This is a genomic window from Chryseobacterium sp. FP211-J200 (assembly GCF_001643375.1).
Taxonomy (GTDB): domain Bacteria; phylum Bacteroidota; class Bacteroidia; order Flavobacteriales; family Weeksellaceae; genus Epilithonimonas; species Epilithonimonas ginsengisoli.
In genome coordinates this window covers 48,554-64,771 of record NZ_LSHB01000056.1, presented here as the reverse complement: position 1 = coordinate 64,771, position 16,218 = coordinate 48,554, and the positions used below count along the sequence as shown (strand labels likewise).

Genomic DNA, 16,218 nt, shown 5'->3' with positions numbered 1-16,218 from the left:
TAATAAAGAAGAGGCTGTCTCAAAAGCGAGATAGCCTTTTTTATGCAATAAAGGAAAGCCTAGGCTTTCCTAATAGTTGCAAATTGTGTAATTTGCTGTGTGCTAACTAAGTCAAAAGTAGTCTTTAAAGATTACAATCCCAAAGAAAATTTGCTTTTTCCTCCGAATTTGTCGGAGTTGATTGGTGAAAAGCATCCTGTGAAAATAGTTTCAAACATCATCGATGGTTTGGATATTAAAAATTTAATCAAAACCTACAAACCTGGAGGAACTTCATCTTACCACCCGAAAATGCTTTTGAAAGTATTGATTTATGGCTATTTGAGTAACATTTATTCGAGCCGGAAAATGGAACAGGCATTGAAAGAAAACATTCATTTTATGTGGCTTTCGGCGATGAGCCGTCCTGATCATAATACTTTGAACAGGTTTCGTAGCGAGCGATTGAAAGGTGAAGTCAAAGCCATCTTTACACAAATTGTTTTGCTCTTGGAGAAGAAAGGTTTGGTAAGCCTGGAAACCACTTTTGTAGATGGGACCAAGATAGAGGCTAACGCCAACCGCTATACTTTTGTTTGGGGAAGAGCCATCAAGAAGCATCAGGTAAGAATTGCAGAACAACTGGAAGAACTTTGGAATTATGCAGAAAGTGTGGCAAAAGAAGAGCTTCAAAACACTGAAAACATCGATTTTAAGGAGATTGATTCAGAAAAAGTAGCACAAACCATCGACAAGATCAACGAGGTGTTGAAGGATAAAAAAATACCTTCGAAAGTTCGTCAGAAACTGAATTATGCCAAGAAAAACTGGGCAAACAATTTGGATAAATACAAAAAGCAGCAGGCGATTTTACAAGCCAGAAACTCTTATTCCAAGACCGATACAGATGCTACTTTTATGCGGATGAAAGAGGATCATATGCGAAACGGACAACTCAAAGCGGCCTATAATCTACAGATTTCTACGAATAAACAATTTATTTTACATTATTCCATTCATCCCAATCCTACGGATACCAAAACATTGGAGTCTCATTTAAAAGGTTTTGAAGACAGCTATCATAAAGTTCCGAAAGAGCTCGTTGCCGATGCAGGCTACGGTTCGGAAGAAAACTATAACCTACTGAAAAACAAGAAAATAAAATCTTATGTTAAATACAATTACTACAGAAAAGATCAAAAATCGGGACAAATAACCACTTCTCAAAACAATCCGAAGCTGGCAAAAATCAGGGAAAGGGTTTTCAAACTTCTCAATACCAAAAAAGGCATCAAACTTCGAAAACAGCGATGTCACGATGTTGAACCTGTTTTTGCAGAGCTCAAACACAACAAAAACTTTAAACGCTTTATGCTTCGGGGGAAAACCAAGGTCGAAGTAGAAATCGGCATTCTCGCCATTGCCCATAATCTCAAAAAAATGGCAAAAGCAGCTTGAAATAGATTGCTTTTTTGAGTTTTATCTTCATTTTTCAAAGTTTTATAAATACAAAACCCTAAAAATGTTTTTTTTCAACTCAGCACAAAAAAGAGGCTGTCCTTTTGAGACAGCCTCTTTTGAATTTAGTTTCAAAATTAAATGGATTAACTCCCGGCAATCGGACTTCCGAAAATTCCAACTGCCATTTCTGCCCAAATTAAAATTAATAAAGCTGAAATTCCGAAGACCAATATCAATCTGGATTTGAAATTTTTCACTTTTTTCAGAACCAAATCCACAGCCAATGCGGTTGTGAAAAGTAATGTTCCCATTATCAGAAAGTCGGAAGCGGTCCAATTGACTTCTTTCGTGAATTGCATTGCAATAAATGGTGCAATCAAAATAATTGCTGCTGATAAGTAAATAAAAGCTGGGGTCTGGTTTTGTGTTATCATCATTTTAAAATTTAATTAAGATTATAAAGAACTTTGAATTGCAAAGTAAAATCATTTTGTCGAATTCTCAAAATATAATTGTGACTTTTGTCATTTTGAATGATAAATACGGGATTGAATGATAATGCTCATCCATATTCTAAGGATTAAAATCTAACTTTAACAAAAATTAAAAGCAATGATCAATTACGTAAGCGCAGCTGAAGCAGTTTCAATTATTAAAAGCGGAGACAGGATTTTCGGGCACGGAAGTGCTTGTACACCCAATATTTTATATAATGAATTAGGCAATCAATCTTCACGTTTGAAAGATGTGGAAATGGTTTCCATCACACAACAAGGAAATGTGGAAATCGCCAAGCCTCAGTATAAAGATAGTTTTTACATCAATTCACTCTTCACATCTGCGCCTGTTCGGGAAGCGGTCAATTCTGAAAACGGTGATTATGTTCCAATCTTCTTAAGTGAAATTCCTATTCTTTTCAAAAACGGAATTTTGCCAATTGATGTTGCTTTGATCACGGTTTCGCCTCCAGATGCTCACGGTTATTGTACGCTTGGAACTTCTGTTGATGTTGCCAGAAGTGCAATCGATACAACGAAGAGGATCATTGCCATTGTGAATTCAAAAATGCCAAGAACACACGGCGATGGAATGATCCACGTGAAGAGAATCGAAAAATTGGTTTGGAGCGAGGAAGAGCTTCTGACCATCAATTACAGTGAGAAAGTGGGTGAAGAAGAAATGATGATCGGTAGAAATGTTGCAGAATTGATAGATGACAAAGCGACAATTCAAATGGGGATCGGAACCATTCCGGATGCGGTTCTGCAGTGTCTTCACAATCATAAAGACCTAGGCGTTCACACAGAAATGTTAAGCGACGGTGTCATCGATCTGATCAAAAACGATGTTATTAATAATAAATACAAAGGAACGCACGCCAACAGAACGATCACGAGTTTCTGTTTCGGAACCCGGAGATTATACGATTTTGTGGATGATAATCCGGCGGTTGCTTTTATGGATATTCAGCACGTGAATTTTCCAATTAATATTATGAAAAATAAGAAAATGCACGCAATAAATTCTGCGATAGAAATTGATTTGACGGGCCAGGTTTGTGCTGATTCTATCGGGACTTACCAGTTCAGCGGAATTGGTGGACAGATGGATTTTATGCGTGGTGCAGCTCTGAGCGAAGGCGGAAAACCAATTATGGCACTTTCTTCCAGAACCAAAAAAGGTGTTCCGAGAATCGTTCCTTTTCTTAAACAAGGCGCGGGTGTGGTGACAACCAGAGGTCACATTCATTACGTTGTTACAGAATTTGGGACGGCTTATCTTTACGGAAAAAATCTGCGTCAAAGAGCTCAAGCATTGATAGAGATTGCTCATCCAGACGACAGAGAGATGTTGGACAAAGCGGCTTATGAGAGGTTTAAATAAAAATTAAACAAACCTTTAATTTTTTCTATGTTTTGTTGTATATTTGATTGAACACATAAGAAAAAAATCAATTGAGATCAATATACAACTTGCTGAAAGAAGAAATTCGGCAGCAACCAATTATCCAAAATTCGATTTTAGGAAATTCAAATCCTTGGAAGCGAAGTCATTATGTTATTCTTTCCGAGATCATAAAAGAAGATCTTTCCAAAAGAGAAGAATTGCAGAACGAAAGGAAGTTTGAGTTGGGAACCAGTATTTCCCACATCACTCTTCAACGTTTCTTTGAGAGTGATTATCATTACAAAACCCATAACGACCTTCGTTTTTTGAAAACTCTGGACAAGATCTGCATCTTTTTGTGTTTCAAAGACCTGAATGCCTTCGTGCTGAGCGTCAAAGAAAATAATGTGTATAATGAAAGTGAGTTCAGCAAAGAGTTTACAAGTGATATTGTGTATAGATATTGCCACACGAATTTTGAATTTTTCAAATATTTTCCAGAGCTGAGACTTGAGATCTTCAAAGAGTTGATCTTTCCGGAAGCGCCTTTTATAGAACGGATCAAAAACTACAGCACCAAACTTTGCGATAATGGACTGAAACTGTTTACACACAACAACCGATCCAACTTTGAGATCTTTGATCTAGATGTTATTTCTGAAGAAGCAGACAAAATGGTCATCAAGACACAGGAATTTTGGAATTTGGTTTTCGTGGTGGAAGAAACGGGAGAAGAATATATCGTGAATGAACTTAATACCCAGATCTATTTTATAAAGAACATCGATCAAAAATGGATGATCTGGGACAACTACAATCCCAACTCTGGATTGCTAAACAATGTTATAAATAAAAAGCCGTAAACAAATTACGGCCTTTTTCATGGTTTGTGTTTTTAGAATCGTTAGAAACTCTTTGACAAATGTAATACTAGAATAACAGATATTAATAAACTTAAGTGTACTTAAAAATACTTATTGTGTTGTGTGTATTTTTATAATGCTTTTGGTGTGAAATGATTAACATTAGTTAATTTTAACTGATTATTATTTATAATTATGTATTTTTTGTATGTTATTTAATATTTCTCAATAACCTTTGGGATACTTTATTTTTATGTTTTCCGACTTGATGTATTTGTTTATTAAATACGACATTCCTTAAAAAACTAACAATCGTTAGTTTGTTTCTAGAAAATTCTTATCTTGGCATCAACAGATATAAAAGTAAAAAGTAAAATGTCAACACTCACTTTTGCCGAGAAAATCGCACAAGCGGAGAATTTTCTCCCGATCAACGGAACAGATTATTTAGAATTTTATGTAGGAAATGCCAAGCAAGCAGCGCATTTTTACAAAACCGCATTCGGTTTTCAGTCCGTAGCTTATGCGGGCCCGGAAACTGGTGTAAGAGACCGCTCGTCTTACGTTCTTCAACAGGGCAAGATCAGACTTGTTTTAACTTCAGGACTTAAATCCGATTCTCCAATTTGCGAACATCAGAAAAAACACGGCGACGGTGTCAAGATTTTGGCGCTTTGGGTAGATGATGCCGAAAAAGCATTCGAAGAAACCACAAAACGTGGTGGAAAACCATATCTGGAACCACAAACTTTGACTGACGAATTTGGCGAGGTTAAGATGTCTGGGATCTACACTTACGGCGAAACCATCCATATGTTCATCGAACGTAAAAATTATTCTGGTGCATTTATGCCAGGCTACGAACCTTGGAAAAGCGACTATAATCCTTCTGATGTTGGACTTTTGTACGTGGACCATTGCGTCGGAAATGTCGGCTGGGACAGGATGGTTCCAACGGTGGAGTGGTACGAAAAAGTGATGGGATTTGTCAACATTCTTTCATTTGATGATAAACAAATCAATACAGAATATTCTGCTTTGATGTCAAAAGTAATGTCCAACGGAAACGGATTTGCAAAGTTCCCAATCAACGAACCGGCCGAAGGTCAGAGAAAATCTCAGGTGGAGGAATATCTGGATTTCTACGAAGGCGAAGGCGTTCAGCACATTGCTGTTGCGACAAAAGATATCGTAAAAACCGTTACAGAACTGAAAAGTCGTGGAATCGAATTCCTTTCGCCACCGCCGGAAGCCTATTACGAAATGATTCCCGAAAGAGTTGGAGATATTGATGAGGATATCAAAAAACTTCAAAGTTTAGGGATTTTGGTTGACTGTGATGAGGAAGGTTATCTACTTCAAATTTTCACAAAACCAGTGGAAGACAGACCAACCTTGTTCTACGAAATCATCGAGAGACACGGCGCTCAGAGCTTCGGAGCCGGGAATTTCAAAGCACTTTTCGAAGCCTTGGAAAAAGAGCAGGAAAAACGTGGCAACTTATAAACCAAATCATTCACTATAGAATTAAAGCATTATTTTTAATGCTTTAATTTTTTGTCTAAATTCTAACATCTAAACTCTAACTTCTAAAATATGAAATCATTCATAGAATATCCCTCAGATTCAGACTTTTCCATTCACAATATTCCTTTTGGCGTTTGTGTTTTTAATAAAGAATTTATTGCGTGTGCGACTAGAATTGGCGACATCGTTATAGACCTTGCAACTTTGTACGACCTTGGCTATTTTGAAGAAATCACCGAAATGGACGATAATGTCTTCGAAGCTTACACCATCAACGAATTCATCGAACTTGGGAAACCAATTACGAATAAGGTCAGAGAAAAAATCCAACAGCTTTTATTGGAAGATTCACTTCTTTCAAAAGACGAACGAACGATTACAGATTGCTTCTACAATCTCGACGAGATCCAAATGATGATGCCTTTGCACATCCCCAATTATACCGATTTTTACAGCAGTATTCAGCACGCAACCAATGTGGGAATGATGTTCCGCGACCCGGCCAATGCGCTCCTTCCAAACTGGAAACATTTGCCGGTTGGTTATCACGGTCGTGCTTCTTCCATCGTTTTGTCAGGAATCGATATCATCAGACCTTGTGGACAAATCAAACCGCCGGATGCAGATAAACCGATTTTCAGTGCGTCAAAACAACTCGACTTCGAATTGGAAATGGCTTTTGTTGTGAATAAAAATACCGATTTGGGCGACAGGATTTCTGTGGCTGAGGCAGAAGATGCGATTTTCGGAATGATGATTTTCAACGATTGGTCGGCGAGAGATATCCAGAGTTGGGAATATGTTCCATTGGGGCCATTTTTAGGAAAGAATTTTGGTTCGTCCATTTCGCCTTGGATTGTGACTTTGGAAGCTTTGAAACCATTCAAAACAGAATCTCCAAAACAGGAACCGGAAGTTTTAGATTATCTGAAATTCGGAGGAGATAAAAATTATGACATCAACCTCGAAGTTTATTTGAAACCAGAAAACTCAGAAGAAAATCTGATTTCGCAAAGCAATTACAAATTTATGTATTGGAATATGTTCCAGCAGTTGGCGCATCACACCGTTGGTGGTTGCAATGTCGAAGTTGGTGATGTTTACGCCAGCGGAACCATATCCGGAGAAGATGAAAAATCGTACGGTTCGATGCTGGAATTGTCTTGGAAAGGCACAAAACCATTGCAACTCAAAAACGGAATCGAAAGAAAATTTATAGAAGACGGCGATACGATTACGATGAAAGCTTGGTCGGAAAAAGACGGGATTCGAATTGGGTTTGGTGAGGTTTCAGGAAAGATTTTGCCAGCAGTTTTACCACAATAGAAACAAAGATTTTCACAAAGCTCACAAAGATTTTTTTCTTGTATCCTTTGGAAAACTCTTGTGTTCCTAGTGGTTAAAAAATATTCTAATTAAATAAGAAATGAAAACAATCATTCCATCCCATATTTCCGCAGTTCAATTACAACAAGTAATGCAAACAGCACTTTCACCTAGACCAATTGCTTTAGCAAGTACAATCAATGCAAAAGGAGAAATCAATCTTTCGCCTTTCAGTTTTTTCAATATGTTCAGCACGGTTCCGCCGATTGTGATTATTTCGCCTTCCAGACGCGTGCGTGACAATACGACAAAACATACGTTGGAAAACCTGAAAGAAGTTCCTGAGTTGGTCATCGGAAACGTAAATTTCGAGATGGTTCAGCAAGTTTCTTTGACAAGTACGGAATACGAAGATGGCATTAATGAATTCATTAAATCTGGTTTGACGATGAAGCCTGCCGACATCGTAAAACCACCTTTGATTTCAGAGTCACCAGTTAATTTTGAATGCAAAGTTCTTGAAATAAAAAGTTTAGGAGAACTTGGTGGCGCGGGAAATCTTGTGATTGCAGAGATTGCGAAAATCCATATCAACGAAAAATATCTCGACGAAAATGGAAATCTTGACCAAAAAAAATTGGATCTGGTCGCGCGATTAGGCGGGAATTTCTATTCCAGAAATAACGAGAATAACATCTTCGAAGTTCCAAAACCGCTGGTTACAAAAGGAATTGGCTACGACCAACTTCCAAATGAAATCAAACAAAGTCATATCTTCACAGGCAACGATTTGGGGATGTTGGCGAATGTGGAAATTTTACCAATTGGTCGTTTTTCTTCGGAAAAAGATGTACATTTATTAGCACAGAATTATTTAAAAAACAATGAAATTGAAAATGCGTGGAATGTTTTAAAATCTGACTGATAACCGTTAAAAAAAACCAAAAACCATTAATTAAACTATGAGAAAATCGGTCTATCAAACCATCATCAGCTTTCTGATTTTGGTGATTGTGATGTCGGTTTTTGCCGTTGTCAACATCCAAGTCAGTCTGAAATACGAAACCGCAAATATGAAAGATTGTATTTCGCTAGTTTCTGGTAGAAATCTTTGTCAGGACTTATTGGCTTCAAAAATCATCATTGTGATTTGCCTAATCATTGTTTCTGGAATGTTGAGTTTTCGAGGCCGGATTGTGAAGGATTAATTCTATTTTTCAGAATCCGTTACGCCAATCATTACTCCAAAATCGCCATCTTCCTGCATCCATTTTTTCTCTGGAAGATAAGTTCTTGAGACGAAACCATCCAGATACAAAGCATTTTTGCAACCCAATTCTTTGAATAATAAGGCGAAATTGTAAAAATTGACTTTGGTTTTTGACATTACAAATACGATATTTCCATTCTCCAAGATTCCAACACCGTTTCTGATATTTACATTCGTAGATTGTTCTTGGAAAATGGGGTTTATATTTCCATTTATCAGCAACATTGGGCCAGATTGTGTCGCATATTCGATATTTGAGTTGTAACGAAATTTTTGTGTTTCTACAATTTTAGCCTCATTATTCTTAGTCAAATAAAATACACCGTTTGGTTGCAAATAGAAATTTCCATTTCCGTTTGAAGTATCTATTTTATTGAGGATTTTGAAGTTTTCAATGTAAAGGCCTTTGGGAATATTATTGATTTCAAACATTCCGCCGTTCATTGCAAATTTCAAATTTTCATTTTTGGATTCGACGTGTTTTTTCAAATTATTAATGCTTTTAATAACTTGACCGCTGTCATTTTTCCAATAGAATTTGATGTTTTCTGTTTTTGGATTCGCTTCGAAAATAACATAATCTTTTTCATTTTTAATTTTGTCACTACAAGATAAAATGACAAATGCTAAAAGCGAAAATAGAATGATGTTTTTCATTTCCAAAAATTAATCTAAATCACAGTATCTCCATCCGGAGAAACCACCTGAGCCTTATAAAGCAAGGAATAATAACCATTTTTCGCAAGCAGTTCCTGATGCGTTCCTTCTTCCACAATCAATCCGTGGTCCATCACGATGATTTTGTCCGCTTTTTCAATGGTTGAAAGTCGGTGCGCGATGAGGATTGATGTTCTGTTTTTAGTGATTTTTTCGGTTGCTCTTTGGATGAGTTTTTCACTTTCGTGGTCGATGGATGAGGTTGCTTCATCAAGAATCAAAATTTTCGGGTCAGAAAGATATGCTCTCAAAAATGATAACAATTGTCTTTGCCCAAGGGAAATCGACGAACCTCTTTCGCTCACCACATAATCGTAACCGCCAGGCAATTGCTCGATGAATTGATCAACTTCTATTTCTTTCGCCGCTTTCTTAACTTGCTCCAGCGTGATGCTTTCGTCTCCCAAAGTCAGGTTTTCAAAAATACTGCCGTGGAAAAGGAAAACGTCTTGAAGCACAACGCCAATGTGACTTCTCAAATTATACAATTCATAATCTCTGATATCCACGTCGTCCAACATTATTTTTCCAGAATTGATATCATAAAGTCTTGTGATCAGACTGATGATCGTCGATTTTCCGGCTCCGGTTGCACCAACGATTGCAACAGTTTCACCCGAATTCACTTTGAAATCAATCCCTTTTAAAACCAATTGCTTTTCATCATAAGCGAAATGAACCTTTTGAAATTCAATTTTTCCATCAAAGTGGTCTCTTGCAATTGTTCCGTTATTCGGCATCGCCTGGTCTTCGTCCATCACGCCAAGAACTCTTTCTGCGCCTACAATTCCTCTCTGAATATTATTAAATCTATCCGCAATCTGTCTCAACGGACGGATCAACATATTAATAAACTGAATAAAAGCAATGATTACACCTGGCGTAGATTTGATAAAACCTCCATAAAACAGGATAAATCCAATAAAAAGTGAAGAGATCAATTCTACAACGGGAAAGAATAATGAGAAGATGAAAACCGTTCTCAGTAAGGCTTTCTTAAGTTCAATATTGATTTTATCAAATTTCGTAAACTCCGCTTCTTGTCTGTTGAAGACCTGAATCAAAGGCATTCCTGCCAAACGTTCCTGCACAAAACTATTCTGGGTCGAAGTCCAGCTTCTCTCCATTCCAAATGCAGTTTTCAGCCTTTTCTGGAAAGCTCTTGTGATGATGACCATCAATGGAAGAATCGCTAAAGAGATCATACTCAGATGCGTATCCACCTGAAACATCGCAAACAAAACCATTATGATTCTCAGGATATCGCCGAAAACCATTAGAAATCCGTCTGTGTAAACCGTCGCAATCGTTTCTACATCGCCAACTGCTCTTGTAACAAGACTTCCAATTGGAGTTTTGTCGAAAAATGCCGTTCTGAAGTAAATCAGTTTGTGATAAAGTCTTTCTCGGATGTCACGAATCACATTTTGAGAAATAAAATTCGAGAAATAAACCAGAAAGAAATTCAGAATTGTCTCTGCGACAACCAATCCGATGAGCAGATAGATGTGCTTCATCAGTTGCGCTTTGTCCTTAAGCTGAACGATGTCGATGTCGACCACATTTTTCGTCAGAATCGGTCTGTAAGTAGAAACGATTGCTAAAACAATGGAGATTACAAGGGTGATGATAAACCACGACCGGAATTTCATCCCAATCATAAACAGTCGTTTTACAATATCCCAGGTCGTTTGTTTCTTCATTTTTCTTTTGATTCCAGAGATTTTTCAGTGTCGAAAAAATCTTTGCAAAAATAAGACTTTAAAATTTTAAACTTTGACCAACCACAGAAAATATTGATAGAAACTGTGAATGTTTTTGATGATATTTTGGGCAGCTTTATCCGTCTTCCGTTCCCAATCTTTTTGCCTAGCTTTTTCAGCCACAAAAAAGGATTTCCACTCAAGCCGGGCTGCGGTTACGTTATCAAATTATTGCAGTGAATTCCGGGGGTAAAATAGCATCGTTACCACCACCGATAAATAAGATAGAATTATGAGCTTTCTTAAATTCAACATTAACAATTGATTTCGAAAGAGGGTCTATTGCCAGCTTTCTGCTTTCGGGGGCTGCGACAGTTTCTGGATTTTAGAAGAAATGTAAAGGACTTTTAATCAATGATTTAAAATTGCAATTATTTTCTTCCAAAACAAATAAAGTGTTCAAAATCAATAACCTACATCGACTAAAAAGAGTCCTTGTGCTGGCGCAGAAACACCGGCAGAATTTCGGTATTTGTCTTCAATGATTTTTCGCAAATCTTTTGGCTGCAGTTTTCCGGTTCCTACTTCTACCATTGTCCCGACTATTGCTCTTACCATATTTCTCAGGAATCGGTCTGCGGAAATCGTGAATTTCAATTGATCTTCAATTTGTTCCCATTCTGCTTTATAGATTTTGCAGATATTGGTTTTATTATCGGTATGTAATTTTGCGAAACTTGTAAAATCATCGTATTCGAAGAGGATTTTGCAAGCTTGGTTCATCGCTTCGATATCAAGAGGTTTTTGTCGCCAGGTTTGCCAGGAAGAGTTGATTGTAAAGGGGTCTTTCTCTGTCGAAATATAATATTCATAAGTCCGGAAAGTCGCACTGAATCTGGCGTGCATATCGGCAGCAACTTCAAAAATCTGTTTGATAGAAATGTTTTCTGATAAAAAAGAATTGAGTTTGTAGACCAGATTTTTATCCAGCTTTTGTTCGGTTTCGAAGTGAGCGAACATCTTTTTTGCGTGCACGCCGGTGTCTGTTCTTCCTGCACCAGTGGTTTTTATTGGTTCTCTCAGAATGGTTGACAAGGCTTTTTCCAATTCTTCCTGCACAGAAATCTGGTTGGGCTGGATCTGGTAGCCAAAAAAAGAAGAACCGTTGTAGGCAAACTCTATAAAATATCTCATTTCGTGGCAAATTTCCTGATTTTTTTTTAATTATCAAGAAGATCTTAATTCGTAATTTCGTGATTCGAAAAATCCTTGAATCAATGAAACCTCTCAAAACCAATAAACTTTCCAATCCTGCAGAATTCATCAAACTGATGGTCATCATCTTTGTTTTGGTCTCGGTTTTTCTTTTCAGTCAAGGATTATCGGAAACTCAGATCGTTGTTAATGCCGTGGTATTGCTGATCCTCTTCATTGTTTTGCAATCGACATTTGTGATTTTGTACAAAAAGGGAATTAAAAGTCTGGCTTTTTGGATCCTGATGATTTTGTTATTAATGGGAATTTCGTTAGCCGTAGCAATCTGGTATTATTCAAAGTACGGAATTACTTTTCAGCTTTAATTATTAATTTAAATTTCAAAATGAAACGCATCCTCCTTTTATCAGATACGCATTCTTACATTGATGACCGCATTCTAGACTACGCAAAAGACGCCGATGAAGTTTGGCATTGTGGCGATTTTGGGAATATGAAGGTGATTGAAGAATTAGAAAAGATAAAACCGATCCGTGGTGTTTACGGCAATATCGATGAGGCGAAAATCAGAACGATATTCCCCGAGGTTTTAAGTTTCAAATGTGAGGATTTGGATGTTTTGATGATCCATATTGGCGGTTATCCAGAGCGATATTCGGCTTTGGCGAAAGAAGAGATTGCGAAGAACAAACCGAAATTATTCATTTCTGGCCATTCGCATATCCTGAAAGCGATGTATGATAAACGAAATAATTTGTTGCATCTCAATCCTGGTGCTTGCGGAAAAGTTGGCTGGCACAAAGTGAGGACGATGATGCGTTTTACGATTTTTAAAGATGAGATCAAAGATCTGGAAGTGATAGAATTAGGAACGAAATAAAATATGAAAATAGGCGATAAAGTTTCTGTCATCGATGATGATCTGAAAGGTACCATTTTGAAGATCATTGCTGATCAGGTGAAAATCGAGGATGAGCACGGTTTCACCTACAATTTTCCGAAAAGCCAATTGACAATACTCGATTCTGGATTGTACGAGAATTCGCCTGTCATTAGAAAAAATGAAACCTCCAAAAACGTTTCAAAAAAACATAACAAAACACCTTTGAAATTGGACCTGCATTTTCAGCTGTTGGTCAAAAATCCTTCAGATCATGACGCTTTTGAAAGGTTGATGATCCAGAAAGAAAAACTTTTGGAAACGATAGATTTCTGCAGGAAAAATCACATCAAGAATCTGGAGATCATCCACGGAATTGGAGATGGTGTTTTGCAAAAGATGGTCTATGATATTTTGGAAGGTCTGTCAAATGTAGAATACGATGAACACGGATTTTTCTACCACGAATCGGGTAGAGTAGAAGTCAAATTTTTATAAAATGATAATTATGCTAAGAAAACATTTAAGCCTTATTTTGATCCTTGTCTTTGCATTTTCTTTTGCTCAGACCGAGTATAAAACAGAGAACAACATCTCCTATTATCCGGAAAATATTTCCAACAAAGATGCTTACATCAATTCGCAATGCAAACTGAGTTTCTACTATCCGACCAATGTCAAAAACTTCTCAACGGTCATTTGGTTTCACGGCGGTGGATTGACCGGCGGAAATAACGAATTGCCAAAAGAATTATTAAATGAAAATATCGCAGTCGTAAGTGTAGCATATCGGCTTGCTCCGAAAGTGAAAGCACCAGCTTACATAGAAGATGCGGCGGCAGCTACGGCTTGGGTTTTTGATAATATCGAAAAATTTGGTGGAAATAAAAACTTGATCTTCCAATCCGGACATTCGGCTGGCGGTTATTTGGCGATGATGATCACGTTGGACAAAAAATATCTTCAGAAATATAAGATCGATGCCGATCAAATCGCAGGATTGGTTCCCTTCAGCGGACAGGCCATCACGCATTTCCAGATCAGAAAAGAAAAAGGGATCCCGGAACTGCAACCTACGATTGACGAGTACGCACCATTGTTCCACGTCAGAAAATATGCATCACCAATTGTCTTGATCACAGGTGACAGAAATTTGGAATTATTCGGAAGATATGAGGAGAACGCTTATTTGGCAAGAATGTTGGAGCTTGTGAAACATCCTTCAGTTAAATTATTAGAGGAAGATGGATTTGACCACGTGAGTATGGCAAAACCAGGGTTTCATTTGTTATTAAAGGAAATCAGAGAGATATCAAAGAAAGTCAAAACACAGAAAAATTTATAACTATGTTCACACTTGCACAAATAGAAGCCGCGTATTCAAACATAGAAACAGGGAAGGATTTTCCAGAGTTTGCCAAAACCGTAAAAGAATTAGGTGTTTCATCATTCGAAACTTATGTAGAGGATGGATCTTCAACATACAAAGGAAATGATGACGAACAAGTGACTTCAGCTCAGCGATATGCAGCATTGCTCATTTACGGCATCGTGAATCCTGAGAAATTTTTATCAGACCTAAGAAATCACCAACAGGGAAATACAGACTTTTTCCAATTTTGCAAAGATTGTGCTGATAGTGGTGTTTTCAAATGGGTTGTAGATCTAAAAGCAAAAACCTGCACTTATTACGATTGCGAAGGAGCAGCTATTTACGAAGAAAAAATCCCGAGTTAACTCGGGATTTAATTTTATAATCAAATTGAAAAGTCTATTCTCTTTTCTCTATCATCTCTCAATCTAATTCATCGAAACATCCTCCGGCGCATTCGCCCAAAGCAAAAATTCGCCTCCCAGATTCTGCATGATGTTTTTCCAAAGACCTTGATCGTTTGGTAACGTGTAATCCAGATTGTAAACATCCACGATGGTCCACATTTTACGCTGCAATTCGCCCTCCAGTTGCAAAGCACCCCAACCGGAATAACCTGAGAAAACCTTGATGTCAGCCGTACTTATTTCTCCATTGATCATTGCCGAAACCACAGAATCTATATCTTCTGTGAGATAGAACTCCTTATTGATCTCTATAAACTCTGTCGTTATTTTTTCGCCTTTCAAAATAAAGTAAATTCTTCCGTGTTCCACAGGTCCGCCCTCGTACAGTTCCACTGGAAAACCAAGGATATTCAACAGTTTGGAGCTCATGTTCTGATTCTTTTTGTTGAGGATCAGACCAAATGCGCCATTCTCGTTGTGGTCGATAATTAGAACGACCGAACGGGAAAATATGTCACCCGAAATATCCGGTGTTGATATCAAAATTTTACCTTTGTAAGAGTAATTCATCTATCAAATCTATAAAAAAATATTTTTTTGAAAAAAGAATTCATCTAAAATTTAAGTTAAAATTATCTCAATTAAAATAATTCGGGCAGCTTGATCCGTCTTCTACTTCCAAACCTAACAAAGAGGTATGACGTAGTCAATCTTTTTTGCACAAGCATTTCTAGCCATCAAAGGATTTCCGTTCAAAGAGTTTATACTGGGCGCAGTCAAAGTAGGATGCAGCTTCGCCAAGTTGAAGATTTGTCTTTCAATTCAACATTTGTTGTTACATTTCGTTTTTCTTTGATGAGTTTTACATCTTTGCGAACTTAAAACAGTTAGTATATAAAAAACTTTGCGAACTTTGCGTTTAGAAATTTTACAATTTGAAAGAAGATGAACTCAGAAAACCTCCACGATAAAAGAAGAATCTACGAAAAATCCCAACTCATAGAAACCCAGATAAAAGAAAATCCAATCGAACAATTCCGCGATTGGTTCCTGGATGCAGAAAATAATCCCGAAGTCGCAGAATCCAATGCAATGGCCATCTCAACCATAGAAGAAGACGGTTGTCCAAGAACAAGAATGGTCCTGCTCAAATCCTACAATTGGGAAGGTTTCATCTTCTACACCAATTATGAAAGTCGAAAAGGAAAATCAATCGAGAATACGCACAAAGCCTGTCTTCATTTTTTCTGGCCAAGTCTGGAAAGACAAATCATCATCAAAGCCAATGTGGAAAGAATTGCAGAAAATCTCAGCGACGGCTATTTCCATTCACGTCCCAAAGGAAGCCAGTTAGGCGCCGCAGTTTCTCCACAAAGTCAAGAGATCCCGAATCGAGATTTCCTCGAAAATAAATTGAAAGACCTAGAAAAAGAATTCGAAGACAAAGAAATTCCAAGACCCGAAAATTGGGGCGGCTATATCGCAAAACCCTACGAAATCGAATTTTGGCAAGGCCGTCCAAACCGACTCCACGACAGAATTATTTACACTTTGGAAAATCATATCGATTGGAAAATATCAAGATTAGCACCATAAAAAATTCCAGCAATA

General features: G+C 37.4%; 18 protein-coding genes. 13 read left to right on the top strand and 5 right to left on the bottom strand.

Annotated elements, in window-relative coordinates:
• Window positions 1–99: 99 nt before the first annotated feature.
• Window positions 100–1,437 carry an IS1182 family transposase gene (locus AXA65_RS15875; protein WP_063971050.1) on the top strand — a complete coding sequence of 446 codons (1,338 nt, stop codon included), beginning with the start codon at window positions 100–102 and terminating at the stop codon, window positions 1,435–1,437.
• Between the two features lie 146 nt (window positions 1,438–1,583).
• Here AXA65_RS15875 and AXA65_RS15870 read toward each other — a convergent pair whose 3' ends face one another.
• Window positions 1,584–1,877, bottom strand: coding sequence for a hypothetical protein (locus AXA65_RS15870; protein WP_228391696.1), 294 nt, complete (start codon window positions 1,875–1,877; stop codon window positions 1,584–1,586).
• Window positions 1,878–2,052: 175 nt separating this feature from the next.
• On the opposite strand from AXA65_RS15870, the gene AXA65_RS15865 reads away from it, so the two are divergent.
• The 6 genes from AXA65_RS15865 to AXA65_RS15840 all read left to right on the top strand — a co-directional run bounded on the left by AXA65_RS15865 (window position 2,053) and on the right by AXA65_RS15840 (window position 8,251).
• The gene (locus AXA65_RS15865) at window positions 2,053–3,324 is read left to right on the top strand and encodes an acetyl-CoA hydrolase/transferase family protein (protein WP_063971049.1); all 1,272 of its coding nucleotides are present in this window, start codon (window positions 2,053–2,055) and stop codon (window positions 3,322–3,324) included.
• A gap of 71 nt (window positions 3,325–3,395) precedes the next feature.
• A complete protein-coding gene (locus AXA65_RS15860; protein WP_063971048.1) occupies window positions 3,396–4,190 on the top strand; it encodes a hypothetical protein in 795 nt (264 codons plus the stop codon).
• A gap of 375 nt (window positions 4,191–4,565) precedes the next feature.
• A complete protein-coding gene (gene hppD / locus AXA65_RS15855; protein ID WP_063971235.1) occupies window positions 4,566–5,696 on the top strand; it encodes a 4-hydroxyphenylpyruvate dioxygenase in 1,131 nt (376 codons plus the stop codon).
• A gap of 90 nt (window positions 5,697–5,786) precedes the next feature.
• Window positions 5,787–7,043, top strand: coding sequence for a fumarylacetoacetase (fahA, locus tag AXA65_RS15850; RefSeq protein ID WP_063971047.1), 1,257 nt, complete (start codon window positions 5,787–5,789; stop codon window positions 7,041–7,043).
• A 100-nt stretch (window positions 7,044–7,143) separates the two neighbouring features.
• Window positions 7,144–7,968, top strand: a complete 825-nt coding sequence (locus AXA65_RS15845; protein WP_063971046.1) for a flavin reductase family protein — start codon at window positions 7,144–7,146, stop codon at window positions 7,966–7,968.
• Between the two features lie 37 nt (window positions 7,969–8,005).
• The gene (locus AXA65_RS15840; protein ID WP_063971045.1) at window positions 8,006–8,251 is read left to right on the top strand and encodes a hypothetical protein; all 246 of its coding nucleotides are present in this window, start codon (window positions 8,006–8,008) and stop codon (window positions 8,249–8,251) included.
• A gap of 2 nt (window positions 8,252–8,253) precedes the next feature.
• Here AXA65_RS15840 and AXA65_RS15835 read toward each other — a convergent pair whose 3' ends face one another.
• The 3 genes from AXA65_RS15835 to truA all read right to left on the bottom strand — a co-directional run bounded on the left by AXA65_RS15835 (window position 8,254) and on the right by truA (window position 11,927).
• Entirely contained in the window at window positions 8,254–8,970 is a 717-nt protein-coding gene (locus tag AXA65_RS15835) for a phosphodiester glycosidase family protein (protein WP_063971044.1), read from the bottom strand.
• Between the two features lie 14 nt (window positions 8,971–8,984).
• The gene (locus tag AXA65_RS15830) at window positions 8,985–10,733 is read right to left on the bottom strand and encodes an ABC transporter ATP-binding protein (RefSeq protein WP_063971043.1); all 1,749 of its coding nucleotides are present in this window, start codon (window positions 10,731–10,733) and stop codon (window positions 8,985–8,987) included.
• Between the two features lie 465 nt (window positions 10,734–11,198).
• Window positions 11,199–11,927: a tRNA pseudouridine(38-40) synthase TruA gene (gene truA, locus AXA65_RS15820; protein ID WP_063971041.1), complete on the bottom strand. Its 729-nt coding sequence runs from the start codon at window positions 11,925–11,927 to the stop codon at window positions 11,199–11,201.
• Between the two features lie 83 nt (window positions 11,928–12,010).
• Here truA and AXA65_RS15815 point away from each other — a divergent pair, with 83 nt between their 5' ends.
• Genes AXA65_RS15815 through AXA65_RS15795 form a run of 5 tightly spaced genes read left to right on the top strand, consistent with a single transcriptional unit; the run spans window position 12,011 to window position 14,565 of the window.
• Window positions 12,011–12,313, top strand: coding sequence for a hypothetical protein (locus tag AXA65_RS15815; RefSeq protein ID WP_063971040.1), 303 nt, complete (start codon window positions 12,011–12,013; stop codon window positions 12,311–12,313).
• A 20-nt stretch (window positions 12,314–12,333) separates the two neighbouring features.
• On the top strand, window positions 12,334–12,828 hold the full coding sequence (locus AXA65_RS15810) for a metallophosphoesterase family protein (protein WP_063971039.1): 495 nt from the start codon (window positions 12,334–12,336) through the stop codon (window positions 12,826–12,828).
• 3 nt (window positions 12,829–12,831) lie between these two features.
• Window positions 12,832–13,326: a Smr/MutS family protein gene (locus AXA65_RS15805; RefSeq protein ID WP_063971038.1), complete on the top strand. Its 495-nt coding sequence runs from the start codon at window positions 12,832–12,834 to the stop codon at window positions 13,324–13,326.
• 10 nt (window positions 13,327–13,336) lie between these two features.
• Complete coding sequence (locus AXA65_RS15800) at window positions 13,337–14,173, top strand: alpha/beta hydrolase (RefSeq protein ID WP_063971037.1); 837 nt, start codon at window positions 13,337–13,339, stop codon at window positions 14,171–14,173.
• A 2-nt stretch (window positions 14,174–14,175) separates the two neighbouring features.
• Entirely contained in the window at window positions 14,176–14,565 is a 390-nt protein-coding gene (locus AXA65_RS15795) for a DUF1398 domain-containing protein (protein WP_063971036.1), read from the top strand.
• A gap of 63 nt (window positions 14,566–14,628) precedes the next feature.
• On the opposite strand, the gene AXA65_RS15790 is transcribed toward AXA65_RS15795, so the two are convergent.
• A complete protein-coding gene (locus tag AXA65_RS15790) occupies window positions 14,629–15,177 on the bottom strand; it encodes a YqgE/AlgH family protein (protein ID WP_063971035.1) in 549 nt (182 codons plus the stop codon).
• Window positions 15,178–15,552: 375 nt separating this feature from the next.
• Here AXA65_RS15790 and pdxH point away from each other — a divergent pair, with 375 nt between their 5' ends.
• A complete protein-coding gene (pdxH, locus tag AXA65_RS15785) occupies window positions 15,553–16,203 on the top strand; it encodes a pyridoxamine 5'-phosphate oxidase (RefSeq protein WP_063971034.1) in 651 nt (216 codons plus the stop codon).
• The last annotated feature ends 15 nt before the right edge of the window (window positions 16,204–16,218 follow it).